Source organism: Streptomyces viridochromogenes (genome assembly GCF_001270495.1).
Lineage (GTDB): Bacteria > Actinomycetota > Actinomycetes > Streptomycetales > Streptomycetaceae > Streptomyces > Streptomyces viridochromogenes_A.
On the sequence record NZ_LGUR01000217.1, the window covers coordinates 33,548 to 56,817 of the forward strand.

Here is a 23,270-nt window from a genome sequence, read left to right on the forward strand (position 1 = left end):
TCAGCTCCGGCGTTCGGCTCTGGTGTTCAGCTCGGGGTCGCCGGGGTCAGGACCACGAAGTCCGCGTTCGCCGGGTCCACGCACACGGCCAGGCGGCCGACGCCCTCCGCGTCCTCCGGACCCATCTGCACACTGCCGCCGTTCTCGGTGACCTTCGCGACCGCGGCGTCGCAGTCGGTGACGTTGAAGACCGGGTGCCAGTACGGCCGCCCGTTCGCCAGCGCGAGGTTCTCCGCCGGGAGTTCCATCAGGCCGCCCTGCATACGCTCCTCGGGCAGCCCGGCCGGGGTGATCAGGGTGTACGTGCCCCCGCCGCCCGGCAACGGCATATCGCTGAACTGCCAGCCGAAGACACCGCCGTAGAACTCCCGCGCGCCCGCGGCGTCGCTCGTGTACAACTCGGTCCACGACAGCGAGCCCGGCTCGTCCGCCAGCTCGAAGCCCGAGTTCTTCCCCGGCTGCCAGACGGCGAACTGGCCGCCCAGCGGATCGTTGAACTGCGCCATCCGCCCCCAGTCGTCGAGGTCCCGCGGCGCCACCCGCACCGTGCCGCCCGCGCGCTCCACGGCCTGGGTCGTCGTGTCCGCGTCGTCGACGGTGTAGTAGATCATCCAGGCCGAGCGCGCCCCCTCCTCGGTGAGCTTGCCGATCCCGGCGACGGTCCTGCCGTCCTTCTTGAACATCCCGCCCTCGAAGTCCTCCGTCTCGCCCATGGACTCGTACTCCCAGCCGAGCACCGCACCGTAGAAGGCCGCGGCGGCGCGGACGTCGGGGGCGCCGAGGTCGAGCCAACAGGGGGAGCCGGGAGCGAGGTCAGTGGTGATCATGGCGATTCCCTTCGCAGATCCTCTCTGCCCTCAGCCTGACACCCGGCACTGACACTCGCCCGTCGGACGCACTCCGGGCGCTCCCGGGCGCCGCGCGGGCCGTCTCTGGTTACCATCCGGCCATGAGCGACGACGCGACCGCGGCCGGGCTCATCGCCGCCGCGCGTGAGTGGGCCGCGGCGATGGTCTCCAACGACCCCGCCCGCATCGCCGACTTCATGGCCGACGACTGGGTCATCGTCTCCGAGTCGGGCATCTCCACCAGGGAGCAGTTCCTCGCCCTCGTCGAATCCGGCGACCTGACCCACTCGGCGTTCCAACTCGTCGGCGACCCGAGGATCCGCGTCCACGGCGACTCGGCGGTGGTGACGGCACGGGTGACGAACACGGCCCACTACAAGGGCGAGCGCTTCGACGCCGACGAGTGGACGACCGACGTCTTCGTACGCCGGGACGACGGCTGGCGCTGCGTGCTGAGCCACATCACGTCGGCGCGATCCTGAACTCGCCCCCGCCGCCCCTACCCGTGCCATCCCAGGGGCTCCGCCCCTTCGACCCCGGTTGTCTTTCGGGTGCGGGCGGGAGGGGGCTGGTCGCGCCCACGCGGCGGAGCCGCACATCGATACAGCCCCGCGCCCCTTCCGGGGCTCCGCCCCAGACCCCGCTGGATCTTTCAGCCCGTCCGGCGTTTGAGGACGAGGCCCGAAGGGCCGACAGCGGGGGTCTGGGGGCGCACTGCCCGGGCTCAGCCCGCCGTCACCGTCGTGCGCACCGCCCCGTCCGGCCCCGCCACCAACACCGGCGTCCCAGGCCCCCCAAGGTCCCGCACAGCAGCCCGATCCTCCGCGGACGCGCCCTCCGCCTCCGTCACGACCGCCGCCGCCTCCAGCGACGTCGCCCCCGACGCCACCGCCATCGCCACCGCCGTCCGCAGCGCACTCAGCTTCAGGGAGTCCAGGGCGACGGTCCCGGCGACATAGGTACGGCCCGTCTCGTCCCGTACGGCCGCGCCCTCGGGCACACCGTTGCGGGCCCGCGCGGAACGGGCCAGGGTGACGATCTTGCGGTCCTCGGGGTCAAGCGCGCTGTTGTCGGTCATGACCTGAGCATACGAAGCGCCGACCCGCCTAACCGGCCACGGGGTACATCGCCCCGCGCCGCCCCTCCGGCGACGCCAGCCACTCGAGTTTCGCCGCCGTGTTCGCCTCGTCCAGCGGCGTGTGCAGCACGATCGACAGATCCGGCCGCACCGGCATCTGCATCACGCTCGACTCCAGACACAGCAGCCCGACCAGCGGATGGTCCAGCTCCTTGCGGATCTGCCCGGCGTCCTCGATGTCCCGCCGCTCCCACAGCTCGGTGAACTCCGGACTGGACGCCCTCGCCTCGGCCAGCACGGCCTGGAACCCCTCGTCGTCGGGAGAGGCCGAGCAGAGCGCACGGAACTGCGCCACGACCGTACGGGCGTTCTGCTCCCAACTCTTCGACCGTGACCGGTACATCGGATCGGTGAAGAAGTCGATGAGGCAGTTCCACCGCTTGCCGGGCAGCATCCCGAGCACCGTCGCCGCCGCGTCGTTGTGCATCACGCCGTTGTAGTACCGGTCCATGATGTGCGCCGGATACGGCATCCACGCGTCGATCAGCCGCCGCAGCCCGTCGCACATGTGCTGCTTCTCGGGCTCCACCTCGCGCTCCGGCGGATTCAGCCCGGCCAGCAGATACAGATGCCTGCGTTCGGCGTTGCTCAGCCGCAGCACCCGGCCCACCGCGTCCAGCACCTGCGGCGACACCGAGATGTCCCGCCCCTGCTCCAGCCACTGGTACCAGGAGGCGCCCACACCCGCGAGCACGGCGACCTCCTCTCGCCGCAGCCCCGGCGTACGGCGCCGCGCCCCACCGTCCGGCAGGCCCGCGTCGGCCGGAGTCACCCGGGCCCGCCTGCTCATCAGGAACTCGCGCAGCTCAAGCCGCCGACGACTCTTCAGCGTGTCCACGGACACGTACCGATCCCCCTCGTCCTGTTGGCTGGTGGTGCCACCACCAGCACAACTTCCCGCTCCCCACGGCTATTCCGATGCCAGCAGGATCCTGGCCATGGCGATCGACACCACCAGTTCCACCACCAGTTCCAGCACAAGTACCGTCCCCGGCGCCCCAACGACCCCGCCGCTCGACAACCCCCGGATGTCGACGCGCGACAGACTCGTCCTGTTCGTCCTGTGCGCGGCCCAGTTCATGGTCGCCCTCGACTTCTCCGTCCTGAACGTCGCCCTGCCCGTCCTCGGCGCCGACCTCGGCATGAGCCAGTCGGCGCTGCAATGGGCGGTCACGGCCTTCGCGTTGCCGTCCGGCGGCTTTCTGCTCCTCTTCGGCCGCATCGGCGACCTGTACGGCCGCCGCAAGCTGTTCCTCACCGGCCTCGCCCTGTTCGCCGCGGCCTCGGTGCTCGCGACCCTCGCCTGGGACCCGGCGTCGTTCCTCGCGGGACGCGCCCTGCAGGGCCTCGGCGCGGCGGTCATCGTCCCGTCGGGCATGTCCCTGCTGACCACCACCTTCGCCGAGGGCCCCGCCCGGGACCGCGCCCTCGGCATCTCCGGGACGCTGATGTCCCTCGGCTTCACCATCGGCGTGGTCGCGGGCGGCATCCTGACCGACGCCCTCGGCTGGCGCTCCACGATGGGCCTGCTCGCGATCTTCGCCCTGATCGTGCTGCCGCTCGCGCCCGGCCTGCTGCCCGAGTCCCGCACCCCGGACCGCCCGCACCTGGACGTGCCCGGCGCGGTCACCGTCACCGGCGGTCTGCTGTCCCTGATCTACGCCCTGACGACGGCCGCCGACCACGGCTTCACCCGCGTCGACGTCATCGCGACACTGGTCGCCGGACTCGCGCTCCTCACGGCCTTCGCGGTCGTCGAGTCCCGCACCGAGGCACCCCTGGTCTCCCTGCCCATGCTGCGCCGCCGCACGGTGGCGTGGGGCAACCTGGGCGGCCTGGTCACCTTCTCGATGATGTCGACGGTGATCTTCGTCCTCACCCTGTACCTCCAGGAGATCCTGCGCCTGTCGGCCTGGGAGACCGGCCTGGTCTTCGGTGTCCAGGGCGTCATGTCGGTGATCGCGGGCACGCTCACCCCGAGGTTCGTCAGCCGTCTCGGCGCACGCCGCACGCTGGTCGTCTCACTCGCGGGGCAGGGCGCCTTCATCGCCACCCTGGTGTTCCTCGACGCCCACACCTGGTCCGTCTGGCTCGCCACGGCCGCCGTCTCGCTGGCGAGCATGTTCCACCTGGGCGCGATCATCTCCTACGGCCTGACGGCCACCTCCGGAGTCCCCGACGAGGAGCAGGGCCTGGCCACCGGCCTGGTCACCTCGACCCAGCAGGTCGGCATCACGATCGGCATCCCGCTGCTGGGCGTCCTCGCGACGACCTCCGGCGACCTGCTGTCCGGCACCCGCACGGTACTGGCGCTCGACGCGGGGATCGTCCTGGCCGCCGCGGCCCTGGTCGCACTCGGCCTGCGGACCCGGCGGGCGGCCCACTCGGTGTGACGGGCGGCTCAGGGGCGGTCGAGGCGGAGCCGCTCGGCCTTCGGCAGACCGGCCACGACCAGGTCGTACGAGTCCTCGATGAGCTCCCGGACAAGCCGGTCCGGGAGCTCGCCGTCCACGGTGACGGTGTTCCAGTGCCGCTTGTTCATGTGGTAGCCGGGGATGATCAGGCCGGGGTGCTCGTCGCGCAGCCGGACCGCGTCCTCCGGGTCGCACTTGAGGTTGACGGTGAGCGGGCGGGCGTCCATCCAGCTCAGGGCGAACATCTTGCCCAGGACCTTGAAGACGGAGATGTCCGGATTGAAGGGGAAGTCCTCCACGGCGGCGTTGAACGACAGACAGAAGCCGCGCAGCTCCTCGGGGCTCACTCCGCCTTCGCCTCCCGTTCCTCCGCTGCCGGCGCCGGGCCCACCGGCTCCACCAGCACCGTCACGATCTTGTTCCGTCGGCCGGCCGCCGCCTCCGCCGTCAGCCGCAGCTCACGGCTGTCCGGCAGCTCGACCACGGACGACGCCCCGGCGATCGGCACCCGGCCCAGCGCCTTCGCCAGCAGTCCGCCGACCGTCTCCACGTCCTCGTCGTCGTACTCGTCGAGGCCGTACAGCTCGCCGAGGTCGGTGATGTCCAGGCGGGCGGTGACGCGGTAGCGGTCCTCGCCCAGCTCCTCCACCGGCGGCAGCTCACGGTCGTACTCGTCGGTGATCTCACCGACGATCTCCTCGAGGATGTCCTCGATGGTGACGATGCCGGCGGTGCCGCCGTACTCGTCGATGACCACGGCGACGTGGTTGCGCTCCTTCTGCATCTCGCGCAGCAGGTCACCGGCGTTCTTGGTGTCGGGCACGAAGAACGCGGGCCGCATCGCCGTCGACACCAGCTCGCTCTCCGCCTCCCGCGAGATGTGCGTCCTGCGGGTCAGGTCCTTCAGATACACCATCCCGACCACGTCGTCCTCGCTCTCCCCGACGACCGGGATCCGCGAGAAACCGGAGCGCAGGGCGAGGGTGAGGGCCTGGCGGATGGTCTTGTAGCGCTCGATGACGACCAGGTCGGTGCGCGGGACCATGACTTCGCGTACGAGGGTGTCACCCAGCTCGAAGACCGAGTGCACCATGCGGCGCTCCTCGTCCTCGATCAGCGACTCCTTCTCCGCGAGGTCGACCAGCGCGCGCAGCTCCGCCTCGGAGGCGAACGGGCCCCGGCGGAAGCCCTTGCCGGGGGTGAGGGCGTTGCCGATGAGGATCAGCAGATACGGGATCGGACCCATGATCCGGGCGAGCGGCAGCAGTACGTACGCCGCCGCCGTCGCCGTGTTCAGCGGGTGCTGGCGGCCGATGGTGCGCGGGGAGACCCCGACGGCGACGTACGACACCAGCACCATGACCGCTATCGCGACCAGGAGCGCCTCGGTGGTGCTGTCGAACTCCTGGAGACAGGCGTAGGTGACGAGCGCGGCGGCGGCCATCTCGCAGGCCACGCGCACCAGCAGCGCCACGTTCAGATAGCGGGTCGGGTCGGCGGCGACCAGCGCGAGCTTCTCGCTGCCGCGCCGGCCGCCGCGTACGGCCTCCTCGGCGCGGAAGCTGGAGACGCGCGCCAGGCCCGCCTCCGCGCAGGCGGCGAGCCAGGCGACGACCACGAGGGCGATCGCGCCGAAGACGAGAGGGAGGCTCATGACACGGTGGGGGCCGGGGAGGGGCCGGTCAGGCCCTTCTCCGAGCGCCAGCCGTCCACGATGGCGGCCTGAAGGCCGAACATCTCGGCCTTCTCGTCGGGCTCCTCGTGGTCGTACCCGAGCAGATGCAGCACTCCGTGGACGGTGAGCAACTGGAGCTCCTCGTCCATGGAGTGCTGCGTGGGCGCCTCGGCCCCCTGCCTGGCGGCGACTTCGGGGCACAGCACGATGTCACCGAGAAGCCCCTGCGGGGGCTCGTCGTCGTCCTTGGACGGGGGCCGCAGCTCGTCCATCGGGAAGGACATGACATCGGTGGGTCCCGGCAGGTCCATCCACTGGATATGGAGCTGCTCCATGGCGTCGGCGTCCACGACGATCACCGAGAGCTCGGACAGCGGGTGGATGCGCATCCGCGCGAGCGCGTAGCGGGCGATGTCGAGGATCGCCTGCTCGTCGACCTCGGTGCCGGACTCGTTGTTGACGTCGATCGACATGGTCGTGCGTGTTCTACTTCCCCTTGTGCCCGGCCTTGCCGCCCCGGCCCTTGTGCGTGCCGTTCCGGGTGCCGTGCGTGTTGTCGAACTTCTCGTACGCGTCGACGATACGGCCGACCAGCTTGTGCCGGACGACATCCTGCGAGGACAGCCGGGAGAAGTGGACGTCCTCGACGCCCTCCAGGATGTCCTGCACCTGCCGCAGACCGGACTTGGTGCCGTCCGGGAGGTCGACCTGGGTCACGTCACCGGTGATGACTATCTTCGAGTCGAAGCCGAGACGGGTGAGGAACATCTTCATCTGCTCGGGGCTGGTGTTCTGGGCCTCGTCGAGAATGATGAAGGCGTCGTTGAGCGTGCGACCGCGCATATACGCCAGCGGCGCCACCTCGATGGTCCCCGCCGCCATCAACCGCGGAATCGAGTCCGGGTCCAGCATGTCGTGCAGCGCGTCGTACAGCGGGCGCAGGTACGGGTCGATCTTCTCGTAGAGGGTGCCGGGGAGGAACCCCAGCCGCTCTCCCGCCTCCACCGCCGGCCGGGTCAGGATGATGCGGTTGACCTGCTTGGACTGCAGGGCCTGCACCGCCTTGGCCATGGCGAGGTAGGTCTTGCCGGTACCGGCGGGGCCGATGCCGAAGACGATCGTGTGCTTGTCGATCGCGTCGACATAGCGCTTCTGGTTGAGGGTCTTGGGGCGGATCGTGCGGCCGCGGGAGGAGAGGATGTTCTGGGTGAGCACCTCCGCGGGGGTCTCCTTGCCGTCCCCCTCGCCGTTCGCACTCGCTCTGAGCATCGCGATCGAGCGTTCCACTGCGTCCTCCGTCATCGGCTGTCCGGTGCGGAGCACCAGCATCATCTCGTCGAACAGGCGCTGGATGAGAGCGACTTCAGCGGCGTCGCCGACCGCGCTGATCTCATTGCCCCGGACATGGATGTCGGCCGCCGGGAAGGCCTTCTCGATCACGCGCAACAGGGAGTCGCCGGACCCCAGCACGGTCACCATGGGGTGCTGGGCGGGGACGGTGAACTGTGCTCTCGCCTGCCCCTGCGCGGGTGTGTGAGCTGTGGGTGTCTGAGTCATGGGCCGGCTCGTAGGCCTTGCTCGTCCTCCTCGATACGACTCGCCCGCCACGGGGGCGGCCTGGCGATTTCCAGGGTACGCCGGGGGACTGACAAGGCCGTAGGCCTTTTCGGCGGGGGCGGTTCCGGGACGGTGAGTCGTCACGGACGGTGCGGATCGCGTGACGTTCCGCTTGTGATGCGGTGCCGTAGTTGACTCGTCGGTAGTTGAGGCCGGAAATCACCCTTGCCGACCCTCGCCCCACGCGCATCAATGGGAACGGTGAATCCGACGGACCGTCAGATCCGGCGGAGCCGTCGGATTCAGCTCTCCACACCAGTTCGCCCCGACGGCTGGCCACTTCAGCTGTCGACGCAGTGTGTCCGCATCCACCTGCCGAGCAGTTCCCCCCACCCCCCACACCCGGAATTCCCCCACCTCGAAAGGGATCGGATCCCATGAGACGCATGCGCATCGGAGCAGGTGCGACGCTGGCGGCCGGGGCCCTCGCGGTCACCGGACTGGCCTTCGCGCCCGCAGCCCTCGCGGTCACCCCCGCCACGGCGACGATCACCGCCGACTGCGGCAGCTTCGGCGGAGGCGAGGCCACCCTCACGGCCACGCAGAACGGCTCCGCCGCCACTCTCACCCTCAACTCCTCGGCGATCACCGCGCCGATAGCGCTCGGGGAGGACTCGATCGCCTCGACGCTCACCCTGGTGAAGGCGAGCGGTGGCACCACCAGCTTCACCGGCACGGAGAACCCGGCGATGGCCGCCGGCGACCCCGTCCAGGTCGGCCCGCTCAGCGGCACCGTCGCCTCCGGGGACAGCCTGGAGGCCTTCGGCGGCTCGCTGCAGATGACCGTCTTCGGCATCACCATCACCTGCACGGCGACCGGGCCGCAGTCGCCGGGCCCGTTCGTGTTCGACTGACGATCAGCAGGGGGCGCGGTCCCGGCGCCCGGCGCTTACAGCGCGTCGGGGCCGCGCTCGCCCGTCCGCACCCGTACAACCGTGTCGACCGGCAGCGCCCAGACCTTGCCGTCGCCGATCTTGCCCGTCTGGGCGGCCTTCACGATGGCGTCGATGACGTCGTCGGCCGTCGCGTCGTCCACGACGACCTCGATCCTGACCTTCGGCACCAGGTCGACCTGGTACTCCGCGCCCCGGTACACCTCGGTGTGGCCGCGCTGACGGCCGTAGCCACTCGCCTCGGTCACGGTCAGACCGTGCACGCCGATTTCCTGGAGGGCGGTCTTGACCTCGTCGAGCCGGTACGGCTTGACGATCGCGGTGATCAGCTTCATGCCTGCTTCTTGACCTTCTGCGCGGCGGGGACGGAGGAGAAGACGGACGCGGTGACCGGGGCGCCGTGCCCCAGGACCCCGTGATCGTAAGCGGTCTCGGCGTGCACCGTAAGGTCCAGGCCGGTGTGCTCCTGCTCCTCGCCCGCCCGGAACCCCATGACCTTGTCGATGACCTTGCCGATGCCGTAGGTGACGAGGAAGGCGTACGCCGCCACGACCACGATCGCCACCGCCTGCTTGCCGAGCTGCCCGAGTCCGCCGCCGTGGAGCAGGCCCTCGGCGCCGCCCGTCATGGTGGCCGTCGCGAAGACGCCGATCAGCAGGGTGCCGATGACACCGCCGACCAGATGGACGCCCACGACGTCCAGGGAGTCGTCGTAGTTCAGCTTGAACTTCCAGCCCACGGCGTACGAGCAGACGACACCGGCGGCGAGACCGATGACGAGCGCGCCGAGCAGCGAGACCGAGCCGCAGGACGGGGTGATGGCGACGAGGCCGGCGACGGCGCCGGAGGCCGCGCCCAGGGTCGTCGGGTGACCGTCGCGCTTCTGCTCGACGAAGAGCCAGCCGAGCAGGCCGGTGCAGCCGGCGGCGAGGGTGTTGAGGAAGACGGCTGCCGCGAGGCCGTTGGCGCCGAGGGCGGAGCCGGCGTTGAAGCCGAACCAGCCGAACCACAGCAGTCCCGCGCCGAGCACGACCATCGGCAGGTTGTGCGGCCGCATCGCGTCCTTCTTGAACCCGAGCCGGGGCCCGAGGAGCAGACACAGCGCCAGTCCGGAGGCGCCGGAGGTGATCTCGACGGGGAGACCGCCGGCGAAGTCGAGGGCGCCGAGGTGTTCGAGGATCCAGCCGCCGGGCCCCCAGGTCCAGTGCGCGACCGGAACGTATACGAGCAGCGCCCACACCGGCACGAACACGAGCCACGCCCCGAACTTCGCCCGGTCCGCGACCGCGCCGCTGACCAGCGCGGCGGTGATGATCGCGAAGGTGAGCTGGAAGGTGGCGAAGAGGACGGTGGGGACGGTGCCCTGGACGCTGTCCGGTCCGAGCCCGGCCATCCCGGCGTGATCGAGCCCGCCGATGAGCCCACCGGCGACATCGTCCCCGAAGGCGAGCGAATACCCGCAGGCCAGCCACACGACGGTGACGAGCGCGATGGAGACGAAGCTCATCATCAACATGTTGAGGACGCTCTTCGTGCGGACCATGCCGCCGTAGAACAGGGCCAGGCCCGGCGTCATCAGCAGGACGAGGGCGGTGGCGGCGAGCAGCCAGGCGGTGTCGCCGGTGTCGATCTGCGCGGCTTGTGCGGCGGCGAGGGGCACGGTTGTCTCCAACGGTGTCGGGGCTCGTCAGAGATTCACCGGTTCGCGTTTCCGGTCGCGTACGGGTGTGTTTCGGCGACGTTTCGTTGCGCGGGGGTTTCCGGAAGCTCACCGGGTGGGGTGCGCTCGGGCGCATGTGCGGCAGGGGTCTGTGGATCAGGGAGAATGGGCGCCATGAGCGTGCGCAGTAAGTCATCCGAGCCGTCCGAGGCGCCCCACCGCGCCGGCTTCGCCTGCTTCGTGGGCCGCCCCAACGCGGGCAAGTCCACGCTGACGAATGCTCTGGTCGGCCAGAAGGTGGCGATCACCGCGAACCAGCCGCAGACGACGCGGCACACGGTGCGGGGGATCGTGCACCGGGAGGACGCCCAGCTGATCCTGGTCGACACCCCTGGGCTGCACAAGCCGCGCACGCTGCTGGGCGAGCGGCTGAACGACATCGTGCGTACGACCTGGGCCGAGGTCGACGTGATCGGCTTCTGCCTCCCGGCGAACGAGAAGCTCGGCCCCGGTGACCGCTTCATCGCGAAGGAACTCGCGTCGATCAAGAAGACGCCGAAGATCGCGATCGTCACGAAGACCGACCTCGTGGACAGCAAGACCCTCGCCGAGCAGCTCATCGCGATCGACCAGCTCGGCAAGGAGCTGGGCTTCGAGTGGGCCGAGATCGTCCCCGTCTCGGCGGTCGGCGACAAGCAGGTGGGCCTGCTGGCCGACCTGATCGTCCCGCTCCTCCCGGAGGGCCCGGCGCTCTACCCCGAGGGCGACCTCACCGACGAGCCCGAGCAGGTCATGATCGCCGAGCTGATCCGCGAGGCCGCGCTGGAGGGCGTCCGCGACGAGCTGCCCCACTCCATCGCGGTCGTGGTGGAGGAGATGCTCCCCCGCGAGGACCGCCCCGCCGACAAGCCCCTCCTCGACATCCACGCCTTCGTCTACATCGAGCGCCCCAGCCAGAAGGGCATCATCATCGGCCCCAAGGGCAAGCGCCTGAAGGACGTCGGCATCAAGTCCCGCAAGCAGATCGAGGCGTTGCTGGGCACGCCGGTCTTCCTGGACCTGCATGTGAAGGTGGCCAAGGACTGGCAGCGGGATCCTCGGCAGTTGCGGAAGCTGGGGTTCTAGGGTTTTCGCCCCCGCCTCCCCTACCCGTCCCATCCTGTGAAGGGGCTCCGCCCCTTCGACCCCGCCAGGGGGCTGCTGCCCCCTGGACCCCCATCGGCCTGCGGCCTCGTCCTCAAACGCCGGACGGGCTGAAAATGCCTGGGCCGGCCCCCGCTCCTCAAAACGCCGGAGGGGCTGATTTCACGGACATGTCCTGGAGGCCCACCACGCGCAGGAGTTGCAGGCGTTCGTAGGCCTCGGTGCCCGGGCGGGCGGTGTGGACGACCAGTAGGTGGTGGTGCTCGTGGCTGACCATGACCTCGCAGTCCAGTTCCAGGACGCCGACCAGCGGGTGTACGAAGCGCTTTGTCGCCCTGTTGCGCTGGGACACCTCGTGCTCGTCCCACAGGCGCGCGAACTCCTCGCTCGCCGCCCGGAGTTCCGCGACCAGTGCGGCCGGTTCCGGGTCGTCGGGGCGGGCCGCGGCCACCGCGCGCAGGGTGGCGACGTGGGCGCGCGCGTGACCGGCGAGGTCCTCCTCCGGGAAGAGGGTGCGCGCGGTCGGGTCCAGGAAGAAGAGTCGGGTCAGGTTGCGCTCGCGGCGCGGGCGGGACATCACGTCGCCGACCAGCGCCTTGGCCATCGCGTTCTGGGCCAGCACCTCACCGCAGTCGTTCACCACCTGTGCCGGGGTGTCGTGCAGGCGGTCCAGGATCAGCAGCAGCCCGGGGCGGACATGCGCCGACGCCGTCTCACGCCTCGGCGGCTCCTCGCCGGCCAGGTGGAAGAGGTGGTCCTGCTCGACGTCGGTCAGGCGCAGCGCGCGGGCCAGCGCCGTCAGCATCTGGCGGGACGGGCGCGGGCCCCGGGACTGTTCGAGTCGGGTGTAGTAGTCCACCGACATGCCCGCCAGCTGCGCCACCTCCTCGCGGCGCAGACCGGGCGTGCGACGTCGGGGGCCCGGCGTCAGGCCCACGTCCGACGGGGTCAGCCGGGCGCGGCCACGGCGCAGGAAGTCGGCGAGTTCGGGTCGGTTCACCTCTCCAGCCTGCGGTAGCGCGCCGCGCTTATCCAGGGACTGCCGATCCCCTGATCAACGGGTCTCTCCCGCTCGTACCGGCTCCGTCCGAGGGTGGTCGGTGACGAGAGGAGCGGAACATGCTGACGTTGGTGACGGGTACGACAGGACAGGTCGGTCGGCGCTTCGTGCCGAGGCTGGTCGCGCAGTCCCGGGCGGGGGAGCGGGTACGGGTGCTGGTGCGGGACGCGGCGCGGGGCGAACCGTTCGCGGAGCTGGGCGCCGAGGTCGTGGTCGGCGATCTGCGGGACACCGAGACGCTCGGCAAGGCGGTCGCCGGGGTCGACGCGGTCGTGAACGTCGCGGCCTCCTTCCGCGGGGTCCCCGACGAGGAGGCGTGGGCGGTCAACCGGGACGCGGCCGTGGAGCTGGGGCGTGCCGCGCTGAATGCCGGAGTACGGCGCTTCGTGCAGGTCAGCACGGGGCTGGTGTACGGCGCCGGACGCGGCCGCCCGCTGACCGAGGACGACGAGAGCCGGCCCGGCGGGGCGATGTGGGGTGCCTACCCGGAGTCCAAAGCGGCGGCCGAGCGGGAGTTGCTCGCGCTGGAGGGCATGGACGTACGTGTCGGCCGGCTCCCCTTCGTCTACGGCGAAGGTGATCCGCATCTCGCGCAGTCCCTGATGTGGGCCGGGAACTGGGCTGCGACCCAGCGGCTGCACATGGGGCATCATGCGGACGTGGCTCAGGGGTTGCTGCGGATCCTGTATGCGCCGGGGGTCGCGGGGCGGGTTTACAACATCGCCGACGACGCGCCTGTGACGGCGGTGGAGTTGCATCAGCTCAACGGGGTCGAGGTGCCCGCTGAGCTGTACACCCGGACCGATCCGGACGCGTGGCTCGCCATCACCTCCACGGAGCGGATTCGTCGGGAGCTGGGGTATCGGCCGGTGTATCCGTCGGTTTATGCGGCGCGAGACGCTGGGGCGCTGTGAGGTAGTGCCGCGGGGGGTTGTCGGTCGGCTGCTGCGCCGTCGTGGCTTGTCGCGCCCACGCGGCGGAGCCGCAAATCGACACAGCCCCGCGCCCCTTGCGGCGTTCTAGTCCACGCCTCTGATACGTCCCACCAGCACCGCCCCCGCCAACGCCGCCACCGCAGCCACCCCATACAGAACCCGGTATCCACCCAGGTAAGTCACGATCGGGGCGGCGACGGCGGGGGCCGCCACCTGGGGCAGGGCGTTGGCGATGTTGATGACGCCCAGGTCCTTGCCGCGGTCGAGGGCCTTCGGGAGCACGTCCGTCATCAGGGCGAAGTCGACCGACACGAAGACGCCGAGGCCCAGGCCCAGCAGAGCCGCCACGACGATCGCGCTCGGCCAGGTCTGCCAGGCGGCGAGCAGGGCCGTGGCCGCGGCCATCAGTACGCCGGACCAGTACACGAACGGCTTGCGGCGGCCCACCCGGTCCGACCAGGCGCCGCCCACGACGACCGTGGCCAGCAGGGTCACGCTGTTCACGGCGGTGAGGATGAGGACGCCCTGCTCGGGGTCGTCGTGGTGCAGGCGGTCCCGCAGGTAGTACAGGAGGTAGAGGATCACCAGCGCGTTGCTGAGGTTGATCAGGAAGCGGGTCAGCCAGGCCCAGCCGAAGTCGGGGTAGCGGCGCGGGCTCAGCCAGAAGCCGCGGGTGAACGAACGCCGATCCCACGCCGGCCGGTCCGCGGCCCCCAGCCGGAGATCCCGGTACCGGAGTACATACGGCAGGACACCCGCCAGCGCGAACACCGCGCAGGCCGCGTACCCCGCCGCGATCCCGCCGACCGCCGTCGCCAGCCCCGTGCCGGCGACCGCCCCGAGGATCTGTGCCGCGCCCAACCAGCCGCCCACCACGCCCCGTTGGAGCCGTGGCACCCGGTCCGGCACGGCCGCCGTCACCGCCGCGAAGGCCGCGTTCAGGGTCAGCTGGACCAGGCACCAGCCGGCCATCATGGCCCACAGTCCGCCGGCGCCCGCGAGCAGCAGCAGCGACAGCGCGCCGCCCGCCGCGCCGGCCACGATCCACGGCGTACGGCGGCCCCAGCGGGCCGTGGTGCGGTCCGACAGCGCGCCGAAGAACGGGTTGGCCACGAGGGACACAACGGCGCCCACGCCGGTCACCCACGCCAGCAGCGTCTCCTTCGACATCCCCGTCCCGGGCGCGAAGTCCTCCGCCTGCTGGGCGAGCAGGATCTGCAGCGGGCCGTACCAGCCCACCCAGATCGCCACGTTGGCCAGCGACAGCGCCGCCGTCCAGCCCCGGCCGACCCGCTCCGTCGGATCGGCCAGGGCGTCGACCGTCATCCCTGTGCCCGGAGCACGTCCCGCAGCCAGCCGTAGGACGCCTTGGGCGTCCGCGTCAGCGTCGTCACATCGTCGAAGTCCACGTGCACGAGCCCGAACCGCCGCGCGTACCCCTCGGCCCACTCGAAGTTGTCGAGCAGCGACCAGACGAAGTACCCGCGTACGTCCACGCCCGCCTCCATCGCCCGGTGCAGTGCGCGTATGTGGCCGTCCAGGTAGGCGATCCGCTCCTGGTCGTCGACGCCCTCGTACGAGCAGCCGTTCTCGGTGATGACGATCGGCGGAAGTCGGTCGCCGTACCGCTCCCGGAGGCCGGTGAGCAGTTCCGTCAGGCCCTCGGGGACCACCGGCCAGCCGAAGTCCGTCGTCGGCACGCCCTCGACCTGCCTTACGGAGAAGGGCAGTTCGGCCGGCATGGTCACCCCGCCGAACTCGATCTCGGTGCCCTGCGGGGCGCCCACGCGGGTCGGCGCGTAGTAGTTGACGCCGTAGAAGTCGAGCGGCTCCGAGATGACCTTGAGGTCCGCCGAGACGTCCCCGGGCATCAACTCGCCGATGCCGTCCGGGTACGCGCCCAGCAGCAGCGGGTCGGCGAACAGCCGGTTGAGCAGCAGGTCGTAGAAGTCCGCCGCCTCCAGGTCCGCCTGTTCCCGGGACGCCGGCCAGGTCGGGCCGTGCGAGTTGGCGATCCCGACGTCCGTCGCACCGGCCGCGCGCAGGGCCCGTACGGCCTGGCCGTGGGCCAGCAACTGGTGGTGGGCGACCGGGAGGGCGTCGAAGAGGAGCCGCTTGCCCGGGGCGTGGGTGCCGAGGGCGTGGCCCAGGAGGGTGTGTTCGGCGGGTTCGTTGAGGGTGATCCACTTGCGGACGCGGTCGCCCAGGCGCTCGGCCACCACGGACACGTACTCGGCCAGGCGGTCGGCCGTGTCCCGGTCGAGCCAGTCCAGCCCGACCGGAAGGTCCCAGTGGAAGAGCGTCGGCACCGGCTGTACGCCCGCCGCGCACAGCTCGTCGACCAGACGGTCGTAGAAGTCGAGACCGTTCGGGGCGTTCACGCGGGGCCACGAGACCGAGAAGCGGTACGCGGTCACGCCCAGGCCGGCCAGGAGTGCCACGTCCTCGGGGTAGCGGTGGTAGTGGTCGCAGGCCACCTCGGCCGTGGAGCCGTCCTTCACGCTGCCCGGCTCGGCCGTGAAGGCGTCCCACACGGATCGCTCGCGCTCGTCCACGGCGCCCTCGATCTGGTGGGCGGACGTCGAGACGCCCCACAGGAAACCGGCCGGGAACTGAGGTATCGGGTTCGTCGCACCGCGCTCATCGATCGCCATGCGCCGGATCATCCGTACCGGCGGTAACGGAAGTCAACGCCCAGGCGCGAACTGCCCGTTACGCGCCCCTACGCTCCCTCCTTCAGTACCCGGGAGATCAGCTTGCGCTGCTCGTCCGTGAGCCGGGGATCGGAGCAGTACACCGTCCTGCCGTCCACGGTGATCTGGTAGCTGAAGCCGTCCGGAACCCCGATCGGGGGCGTGCCCCGGCCGTCCGCGACCGCGCGCTCGGCCAGGGCGTGCCACTCCTGGGCGTCGGGCCGCCCCGAGGTGTCCACCTCGGCGTGCCGCTCGATGCCCGCGAATCCACCCGTGCGCCGTACCTGAATACGCATGGGTCCCTGTCTAGTACGGACTCAGAGGATCCGCACCCCGACCTGTTCCCATGCCTTCGCCACGGCCTGGAGCTCCTCGCCGCCGTCGCCGAAGCGCTCGCGCGCGGCCTTGACGGTGAGCTTCGCGAAGTCGGTGAACAGGGCCCGGTCCGACAGCTCGCCGCCGGTCAGGACGTCGTACCAGATCTGTCCCGCCTTCTCCCAGGCGTGGCCGCCGAGCGCGGTGGCGGCCAGGTAGAAGGCGTGGTTGGGGATGCCGGAGTTGATGTGGACACCGCCGTTGTCGCGGCCGGTGCGGACGTAGTCGTCCATCGTCGCGGGCTGCGGGTCCTTGCCGAGGACGTCGTCGTCGTACGCGCTGCCCGGCTCCTTCATGGAGCGCAGGGCCTTTCCGGTGACGCTCGGGGCGAGGAGGCCCGCGCCGATCAGCCAGTCGGCCTCGGCGGCGGTCTGGCCGAGCGTGTACTGCTTGATGAGGGCGCCGAAGACATCCGACATGGACTCGTTCAGCGCGCCGGGCTGGCCGTAGTAGGTCAGGTTGGCCGTGTACTGGGTGACGCCGTGGCTGAGCTCGTGGCCGATGACGTCGATCGGGATGGTGAAGTCGAGGAAGATCTCCCCGTCCCCGTCGCCGAACACCATCTGCTCGCCGTTCCAGAAGGCGTTGTTGTAGTTCTCGTCGTAGTGGACGGTGGCGTCCAGGGGCAGGCCGTCGCCGTCGATGGAGTGGCGGGCGTAGGCCTTGAGGAAGAGGTCGAAGGTGGCGCCGAGCCCGGCGTAGGCGCGGTTGACCGTGGCGTCCTGGCCGGGGTCCGCGCCCTCGCCGCGGACCTTGGTGCCGGGCAGGGCGGTGGCGTGCTCGGCGTCGTAGATGGTGCGCAGCGGCTGGTCCGACGGTGCCTTCGCCGTCGGGGCGGCCGCGAGGGCGAACTCGGTCGTCACGCGACGCTTGCCGCGCAGTTCGCTGTCGCGCATCAGGGTCCGCCGGGCGGGACCGGAGAGTGCGGGGTCGTCGTTCCGTGCCAGCTTGTCGAGGACGTGCGGCGGTACGACGGTGCAGAAGACGGGCTCGAAGCCCCCGTTCGTCGTCATGCCCGGCACCCTTGCACTGGGTCATGACGCTGTCACTACCCGCAACCATGATTGGTGAAATATGCGGACAGGGAGCCGCACGCTCCGTGACGAAGTGGTATGGAACACGTTTTGTCCTATTCGTCCCCCGGGTCCCGCATACTGATACGACGCCCCGCACGGGGAGCGGCTCGGCTAGCGTGCTGCGCATCATGCGTTTCGGGCTGCTTCTTCTTAGCTGCCGCGGCGAGGGCCTGTAGTCCAGGTCGACTCCCTCCCCGCGGAGCTTGGCGTTGCGTCGTCGGCCGTCCTTCCGGACACCCTGAGGAGCCCCCGCATCATGGCGAACCGCCAGCAGCCCAGTTCCATGCCGATCCACAAGTACGGCCGCTACGAGCAGGTCGACATCCCGGACCGCACCTGGCCGGAGAAGCGCGTCACCACCGCCCCCCGCTGGCTCTCCACCGACCTGCGTGACGGCAACCAGGCCCTGATCGACCCGATGTCGCCCGAGCGCAAGCGCCGGATGTTCGACCAGCTGGTCAAGATGGGCTACAAGGAGATCGAGGTCGGCTTCCCCGCGTCGGGCCAGACGGACTTCGACTTCGTACGGTCGATCATCGAAGAGCCGGGTGCCATCCCCGACGACGTCACCATCTCCGTACTGACCCAGGCCCGCGAGGACCTGATCGAGCGCACGGTGGAGTCCCTGAAGGGCGCCAAGCGCGCCACGGTCCACCTGTACAACGCCACCGCCCCCGTCTTCCGCCGGGTCGTCTTCCGTGGCTCCAAGGACGACATCAAGCAGATCGCCGTCGACGGCACCCGCCTGGTGATGGAGTACGCCGAGAAGCTGCTGGGCCCGGAGACCGAGTTCGGCTACCAGTACAGCCCCGAGATCTTCACCGACACCGAGCTGGACTTCGCGCTGGAGGTCTGCGAGGCGGTGATGGACGTCTACCAGCCGGGTCCGGGCCGCGAGATCATCCTCAACCTGCCCGCCACGGTGGAGCGTTCGACGCCGTCCACGCACGCGGACCGCTTCGAGTGGATGAGCCGCAACCTGTCGCGCCGCGAGTACGTCTGCGTCTCCGTCCACCCGCACAACGACCGCGGTACGGCCGTCGCCGCCGCCGAGCTGGCGCTGATGGCCGGCGCCGACCGTATCGAGGGCTGCCTGTTCGGGCAGGGCGAGCGCACCGGCAACGTCGACCTGGTCACCCTGGGCATGAACCTGTTCTCGCAGGGCGTCGACCCGCAGATCGACTTCTCCGACATCGACGAGATCCGTCGCGTGTGGGAGTACTGCAACCAGATGGAGGTCCACCCGCGCCACCCGTACGTGGGCGACCTGGTCTACACGTCCTTCTCCGGCTCCCACCAGGACGCCATCAAGAAGGGCTTCGACGCGATGGAGGCCGACGCGGCCGCCAAGGGCGTCACGGTGGACGACATCGAGTGGGCGGTGCCGTACCTGCCGATCGACCCGAAGGACGTCGGGCGGTCGTACGAGGCGGTCATCCGCGTCAACTCGCAGTCCGGCAAGGGCGGTATCGCGTACGTCCTGAAGAACGACCACAAGCTGGACCTGCCGCGCCGGATGCAGATCGAGTTCTCCAAGCTCATCCAGGCCAAGACGGACGCCGAGGGCGGCGAGGTCACCGGCGGTGCCATCTGGGCGGTCTTCCAGGACGAGTACCTGCCGAACCCGGAGAACCCCTGGGGTCGGATCCAGGTCAAGAACAACCAGTCGACGACCGACACCGACGGTGTGGACACGCTGAAGGTGGAGGCCACGGTGGATGGCCAGGACACGGTCCTGACCGGGTCCGGGAACGGTCCGATCTCGGCCTTCTTCGACGCCCTGCAGTCCATCGGGATCGACGTGCGGCTGCTGGACTACCAGGAGCACACGATGAGCGAGGGCGCGTCCGCGCAGGCCGCGTCGTATATCGAGTGTGCGATTGACGGCAAGGTGCTGTGGGGGATCGGTATCGACGCCAACACGACGCGTGCGTCGCTGAAGGCCGTTGTCTCCGCCGTCAACCGGGCTGCTCGTTGACGGTTCCCTCCGTGGGGGAGGGGTGCGACTACGGATGTGCCGGGGTGTGTTGTCGGTCGTCTGCTGCGTCGTAGTGGCTCGTCGCGCAGTTCCCCGCGCCCCTGACGGCGCTGTCGCGCCCGGCGTTTGAAGGCCCCGTCCGCCGTATTTCGGTGGGCGGGGTCCGCTCATTTCCAGCCATTGACCTGTGCAGGTCACGGAAAGGTCTCGTTCGGGGTACTGACTCCACGTCGGTGATGTGGCTAACATCACGCAAGCGCGGCGACGTTGCCGTGGGGTTACGGAGGTGCGACGTGCTGCCAGGACGGGGACGAGACGGCCGTGCTGCCAGGGCTGCGCGCATCCTGGGCACCCGCACCGCGTGGTCGGCCGTCGGGGACGGGGAGTTCTTCTGCCCCGGCTGCGGAGGCGACCGCAACTACCAGCGGCTGAGCGGACATCGCCGCTTCACCTTCCTCGGCGTGCCCGTGCTGCCGCGCGGTGAGACCGGCCCCGTCGTGGAGTGCGCGGCCTGTCGGCGCCACTTCGGCACCGACGTCCTCGACCATCCGACCACCACCCGCTTCTCCGCGATGCTCCGCGACGCCGTCCACACCGTCGCCCTCGCGGTGCTGGCGGCGGGCGGCACCTGCGCCCGACCGTCCCTGGAGGCCGCGGCGGCCACGGTGCGCGCGGCCGGCTTCGACGACTGCACGGAGGAGCAGCTCAACGCCCTGGTCGAGGCGCTGGCGGCGGACACCGGACGGGTCTTCTCCGAGCCCTGCGGCCCCGGGCTGGCCATAGAGCTCCACGAGGCGCTGGACCCGCTGGCCCCGCACCTCGCACCGCCCGGCCGGGAGTCGATCCTGCTCCAGGGGGCGCGCATCGCCCTGGCCGACGGGCCGTACACACCGGCCGAGCGCGATGTCCTGGCCACGGTCGGCGCCGCCCTCACCATCTGCGCGGAGGACGTGACCCGGCTGCTGGCCGCGGCGGCACGGACGCCGTCGTAGCCCCGGGCCGTCAGCGGTACGCCACCGCCACGGCCACGTCGTCCCGGGCGCCGCGCTCCTGGTCGTACCGCGCGCCACTCACCGCGACGATCAGGACGACCACGCCGACGAGCACCTGCGTCGAGATGCTGACGAAGGCCCGCAGCAGGTACGGCAGCGCGGCGGTCAGCAGCACCAGGCCGCCGGCGATGCCCAGGTAGAGCCAGTCGATCGTGAGCACGACGTCGGAGTTGTCCGCACCCGGGTCGAACGGCTGCCAGTCGCCGCTGACGTCGATGCCGAGCAGGAAGGCCCCGACCGCCAGGACGACGTCGAGGACGAGCAGCCCGACCGCCAGGGCGATGTCCGCGGCGACCGGCAGCCGTCGGCGTCCGCCGGAAGGGGGCGGCACATCGGCCCCGCGGAAGTGCGGGAGGCCGGCGGGGGCTGTCATGCGGGCAAGCCTGCCCGGAAGGCGGGACGCGGTGCCTGAGTACGAACACTCAGGCACCGCGTCCCGCCGTACTCCCGAGGGAGTAATCGCGCCGTCGGGACGACCCCGGCAGTAGGCCCCAACTCGCCCTCCCGCCCGACGAATCCGCACCCCGGCGCCGGAAGTCTGGAAGCGACCCAGACACCCGACCCGGAGGGAGGCCCGTCTCATGGGGGCCGCAAGGACAAGCACACGGCGACGGCGGGCCGTGCCCTGGCTCGTGCTGGGACTGTGGGTCGCCGTACTGGCGCTCGCCTCGCCGTTCGCCTCGAAGCTGGCGGACGTCCAGCGGGACCGTGCCGTCGACTATCTGCCCGCGAGCGCCGACTCGACGCAGGTGGCCAAGATCGAGGACCGGCTGCCGGGCGGCGAGGCCACCGAGATGGTCGTCGTCTATCACCGGGACGGTGGGCTGACCGCCGGGGACCGGGCGACCGCCGCCGGGCAGATCGAGCGGATCGCCGGTGCTCACCGGCTCACCGGGGAACCGCGGGGCATTCCCTCCCGGGACGGGGCCACCCTGATGTACCCGGTCGCCAGCACCGAGCCGGGGCAGGACGAGAAGGCGCGGGACGCGCTCGTCAACGACGTACGGGACATCGCGCGGGGCGGCGACGGGCTGAGCGTCGACGTCGGCGGGGCGGGCGCGCTCGCCACCGACGCGAGCGAGGTCTACAACTCGCTCGACGGACCGCTGCTCTACACCACCGCCGCCGTCGTCGCGCTCCTGCTGATCCTCATCTACCGCAGCCCGTTCCTGTGGCTCGTCCCGCTCGCCGTCGCGGGCATGGCCGACTATCTGTCGATGGGTGTCGCCTACGGGCTCAACCAGGGGTTCGGGACGTCCGTTTCCGGCCAGAGCTCCGGGATCATGACGATCCTCGTCTTCGGGGCGGGCACCGACTACGCCTTGCTGCTCGTCTCGCGGTACCGGGAGGAGCTACGGCGGATCGAGCGGCCGTACGACGCCATGGTCGCCGCGCTCAAGGGCTGTGGGCCCGCCGTGCTCGCCTCCTCCGGCACCGTCGCCGCCGGGCTGCTGTGCCTGCTCGCCGCCGACCTCAACTCCAGCCGGGGCATGGGCCCGCTCGGCACCGTCGGGGTGCTGTGCGCGCTCGCCGCCATGCTGACGCTGCTGCCCGCGATCCTCGTGCTGCTCGGCCGGCGCGTCTTCTGGCCGCTCGTGCCGCGCTACGGCAGCACCCCCAAGGCCCGCCGGTCCCTGTTCACCGCGATGGGCGGCTCCGCCGGACGCCGCCCCCTCACCGTCCTCGCGGCCGGCGCGGTCCTGCTCGGCGCGCTCGCGCTCGGCGTCCTCAACCTGCCCGGCAGCCTCAAGCAGGAGGACTCCTTCACCAGCAAGCCCGACGCGGTCGCCGCCATGGAGACGCTCGCCGCCGCCTACCCCGAGCGCGGTACGCAGCCCATCAGCGTCATCACGCCGGAGGAGCGGGCCGACGAGACCCTCGCCGCCGTCCGCGGCACACGCGGTGTCGACAGCGCGCGGGAAGGACGTACCGGAAACGGCTGGACGGAGATCTCCGTCCTCGCCACCGCTCCGCCCCAGTCCGCCGGGGAGACCGCCACCATCGAGGCCCTGCGCGACCGGCTCGACGGCTCCTACGTCGGCGGACCGAGCGCCGAGCAGCTCGACCTGAAGGACACCAACGCCCGGGACCGGCTGGTCGTCGTGCCGATCGTGCTGCTGTCCGTGCTGCTGATCCTGGTCGCCCTGCTGCGCTCGCTCGTCGCGCCGCTGATCCTGGTGGCGGCCGTGGTCGCGGTGTGGGGCGCGGCGCTCGGCATCGGCGGACTCGTCTTCGGGCCGCTCTTCGGCTTCGAGGGCACCGACCCGGGGCTGGGACTGCTCTCGTTCGTGTTCCTGGTGGCGCTCGGCGTCGACTACGGCATCTTCCTGATGCACCGGATGCGCGAGGAGTGCCTGAACGGCGCCGAACCGGCGTCGGCCGCGCTCACCGCGCTGCGCACGACGGGCGGTGTCATCGCCTCCGCGGGGCTCGTCCTCGCCGCCACCTTCGCGGTGCTCACCAGCATGCCGCTGGTGCCGCTCGTCGAGCTGGGCTTCGTCATCGCGGTGGGCGTTCTGCTCGACACGTTCCTGGTGCGCACCTACCTGGTGACCAGCGCGAGCGTGGCGCTGGGGCGGAGGGTGTGGTGGCCGGGGCGGCTCTCCCGCGAGCCCGCCGGGCCCCGGCCGTCCGTCCCGCCGAAGGAACCGGAGCCCGTGGCCGTCTCCGTCCCCTGACCGACCGGCGCCCCTCCCTCCCGGAGGGGCGCCGC

At 70.8% G+C, this 23,270-nt stretch carries 23 protein-coding genes; 8 read left to right on the forward strand and 15 right to left on the reverse strand.

Annotated features, from left to right (window positions below):
- Nucleotides 1-26: 26 nt before the first annotated feature.
- On the reverse strand, nt 27-827 hold the full coding sequence (locus tag ADK36_RS29235) for a VOC family protein (RefSeq protein WP_048585648.1): 801 nt from the start codon (nt 825-827) through the stop codon (nt 27-29).
- 122 nt (nt 828-949) lie between these two features.
- Between ADK36_RS29235 and ADK36_RS29240 the strand changes: the two genes are divergently transcribed.
- Complete coding sequence (locus tag ADK36_RS29240; RefSeq protein ID WP_048585649.1) at nt 950-1,330, forward strand: nuclear transport factor 2 family protein; 381 nt, start codon at nt 950-952, stop codon at nt 1,328-1,330.
- Between the two features lie 242 nt (nt 1,331-1,572).
- Here the strand turns inward: ADK36_RS29240 and ADK36_RS29245 are convergent, their stop codons facing one another.
- Nucleotides 1,573-1,926 carry a cytidine deaminase gene (locus ADK36_RS29245; RefSeq protein ID WP_048585650.1) on the reverse strand — a complete coding sequence of 118 codons (354 nt, stop codon included), beginning with the start codon at nt 1,924-1,926 and terminating at the stop codon, nt 1,573-1,575.
- 28 nt (nt 1,927-1,954) lie between these two features.
- The gene (locus tag ADK36_RS29250; protein WP_048585680.1) at nt 1,955-2,776 is read right to left on the reverse strand and encodes a helix-turn-helix transcriptional regulator; all 822 of its coding nucleotides are present in this window, start codon (nt 2,774-2,776) and stop codon (nt 1,955-1,957) included.
- Between the two features lie 148 nt (nt 2,777-2,924).
- On the opposite strand from ADK36_RS29250, the gene ADK36_RS29255 reads away from it, so the two are divergent.
- Nucleotides 2,925-4,379, forward strand: a complete 1,455-nt coding sequence (locus tag ADK36_RS29255; RefSeq protein WP_048585651.1) for an MFS transporter — start codon at nt 2,925-2,927, stop codon at nt 4,377-4,379.
- Nucleotides 4,380-4,387: 8 nt separating this feature from the next.
- Here ADK36_RS29255 and ADK36_RS29260 read toward each other — a convergent pair whose 3' ends face one another.
- The 4 genes from ADK36_RS29260 to ADK36_RS29275 are packed head-to-tail and all read right to left on the reverse strand — an operon-like array spanning nt 4,388 to nt 7,632.
- Nucleotides 4,388-4,747, reverse strand: coding sequence for an MmcQ/YjbR family DNA-binding protein (locus ADK36_RS29260; RefSeq protein ID WP_048585652.1), 360 nt, complete (start codon nt 4,745-4,747; stop codon nt 4,388-4,390).
- Complete coding sequence (locus ADK36_RS29265) at nt 4,744-6,054, reverse strand: hemolysin family protein (protein ID WP_048585653.1); 1,311 nt, start codon at nt 6,052-6,054, stop codon at nt 4,744-4,746. Before ADK36_RS29265 ends, ADK36_RS29260 begins: the two co-directional genes overlap by 4 nt.
- The gene (gene ybeY / locus ADK36_RS29270; RefSeq protein WP_048585654.1) at nt 6,051-6,548 is read right to left on the reverse strand and encodes an rRNA maturation RNase YbeY; all 498 of its coding nucleotides are present in this window, start codon (nt 6,546-6,548) and stop codon (nt 6,051-6,053) included. The genes ADK36_RS29265 and ybeY overlap by 4 nt, the downstream gene beginning before the upstream one ends.
- A gap of 13 nt (nt 6,549-6,561) precedes the next feature.
- On the reverse strand, nt 6,562-7,632 hold the full coding sequence (locus ADK36_RS29275) for a PhoH family protein (RefSeq protein ID WP_048585655.1): 1,071 nt from the start codon (nt 7,630-7,632) through the stop codon (nt 6,562-6,564).
- A 437-nt stretch (nt 7,633-8,069) separates the two neighbouring features.
- On the opposite strand from ADK36_RS29275, the gene ADK36_RS29280 reads away from it, so the two are divergent.
- Nucleotides 8,070-8,546 (forward strand): hypothetical protein, encoded by a 477-nt coding sequence (locus ADK36_RS29280; RefSeq protein ID WP_048585656.1) that lies wholly within the window; start codon nt 8,070-8,072, stop codon nt 8,544-8,546.
- A 35-nt stretch (nt 8,547-8,581) separates the two neighbouring features.
- On the opposite strand, the gene ADK36_RS29285 is transcribed toward ADK36_RS29280, so the two are convergent.
- Nucleotides 8,582-8,920, reverse strand: coding sequence for a P-II family nitrogen regulator (locus tag ADK36_RS29285; RefSeq protein ID WP_048585657.1), 339 nt, complete (start codon nt 8,918-8,920; stop codon nt 8,582-8,584).
- Nucleotides 8,917-10,245 (reverse strand): ammonium transporter, encoded by a 1,329-nt coding sequence (locus ADK36_RS29290; RefSeq protein WP_048585658.1) that lies wholly within the window; start codon nt 10,243-10,245, stop codon nt 8,917-8,919. The genes ADK36_RS29285 and ADK36_RS29290 overlap by 4 nt, the downstream gene beginning before the upstream one ends.
- Nucleotides 10,246-10,410: 165 nt before the next feature.
- Here ADK36_RS29290 and era point away from each other — a divergent pair, with 165 nt between their 5' ends.
- A complete protein-coding gene (gene era / locus ADK36_RS29295; RefSeq protein ID WP_078916607.1) occupies nt 10,411-11,370 on the forward strand; it encodes a GTPase Era in 960 nt (319 codons plus the stop codon).
- Between the two features lie 157 nt (nt 11,371-11,527).
- On the opposite strand, the gene ADK36_RS29300 is transcribed toward era, so the two are convergent.
- Entirely contained in the window at nt 11,528-12,388 is an 861-nt protein-coding gene (locus ADK36_RS29300; RefSeq protein WP_048585660.1) for a helix-turn-helix transcriptional regulator, read from the reverse strand.
- Nucleotides 12,389-12,507: 119 nt separating this feature from the next.
- Here ADK36_RS29300 and ADK36_RS29305 point away from each other — a divergent pair, with 119 nt between their 5' ends.
- Entirely contained in the window at nt 12,508-13,362 is an 855-nt protein-coding gene (locus ADK36_RS29305; RefSeq protein ID WP_048585661.1) for an NAD-dependent epimerase/dehydratase family protein, read from the forward strand.
- Between the two features lie 105 nt (nt 13,363-13,467).
- Here ADK36_RS29305 and ADK36_RS29310 read toward each other — a convergent pair whose 3' ends face one another.
- Genes ADK36_RS29310 through ADK36_RS29325 form a run of 4 tightly spaced genes read right to left on the reverse strand, consistent with a single transcriptional unit; the run spans nt 13,468 to nt 17,464 of the window.
- The gene (locus ADK36_RS29310; protein ID WP_048585662.1) at nt 13,468-14,709 is read right to left on the reverse strand and encodes an MFS transporter; all 1,242 of its coding nucleotides are present in this window, start codon (nt 14,707-14,709) and stop codon (nt 13,468-13,470) included.
- Nucleotides 14,706-16,049 carry a GH1 family beta-glucosidase gene (locus tag ADK36_RS29315; RefSeq protein WP_078916608.1) on the reverse strand — a complete coding sequence of 448 codons (1,344 nt, stop codon included), beginning with the start codon at nt 16,047-16,049 and terminating at the stop codon, nt 14,706-14,708. The genes ADK36_RS29310 and ADK36_RS29315 overlap by 4 nt, the downstream gene beginning before the upstream one ends.
- Nucleotides 16,050-16,105: 56 nt before the next feature.
- Nucleotides 16,106-16,372 carry a protealysin inhibitor emfourin gene (locus ADK36_RS29320; protein WP_048585664.1) on the reverse strand — a complete coding sequence of 89 codons (267 nt, stop codon included), beginning with the start codon at nt 16,370-16,372 and terminating at the stop codon, nt 16,106-16,108.
- A 21-nt stretch (nt 16,373-16,393) separates the two neighbouring features.
- Nucleotides 16,394-17,464 (reverse strand): M4 family metallopeptidase, encoded by a 1,071-nt coding sequence (locus tag ADK36_RS29325; protein WP_048585665.1) that lies wholly within the window; start codon nt 17,462-17,464, stop codon nt 16,394-16,396.
- A gap of 319 nt (nt 17,465-17,783) precedes the next feature.
- On the opposite strand from ADK36_RS29325, the gene leuA reads away from it, so the two are divergent.
- Together leuA and ADK36_RS29335 are read left to right on the forward strand one after the other, a co-directional pair.
- Nucleotides 17,784-19,505, forward strand: coding sequence for a 2-isopropylmalate synthase (gene leuA / locus ADK36_RS29330; RefSeq protein ID WP_048585666.1), 1,722 nt, complete (start codon nt 17,784-17,786; stop codon nt 19,503-19,505).
- Nucleotides 19,506-19,798: 293 nt separating this feature from the next.
- Nucleotides 19,799-20,497 carry a TerB family tellurite resistance protein gene (locus ADK36_RS29335; protein WP_048585667.1) on the forward strand — a complete coding sequence of 233 codons (699 nt, stop codon included), beginning with the start codon at nt 19,799-19,801 and terminating at the stop codon, nt 20,495-20,497.
- Nucleotides 20,498-20,507: 10 nt separating this feature from the next.
- Here the strand turns inward: ADK36_RS29335 and ADK36_RS29340 are convergent, their stop codons facing one another.
- Entirely contained in the window at nt 20,508-20,930 is a 423-nt protein-coding gene (locus tag ADK36_RS29340) for a DUF6234 family protein (protein WP_048585668.1), read from the reverse strand.
- 208 nt (nt 20,931-21,138) lie between these two features.
- Between ADK36_RS29340 and ADK36_RS29345 the strand changes: the two genes are divergently transcribed.
- Nucleotides 21,139-23,235 carry an MMPL family transporter gene (locus tag ADK36_RS29345; protein WP_078916609.1) on the forward strand — a complete coding sequence of 699 codons (2,097 nt, stop codon included), beginning with the start codon at nt 21,139-21,141 and terminating at the stop codon, nt 23,233-23,235.
- The last annotated feature ends 35 nt before the right edge of the window (nt 23,236-23,270 follow it).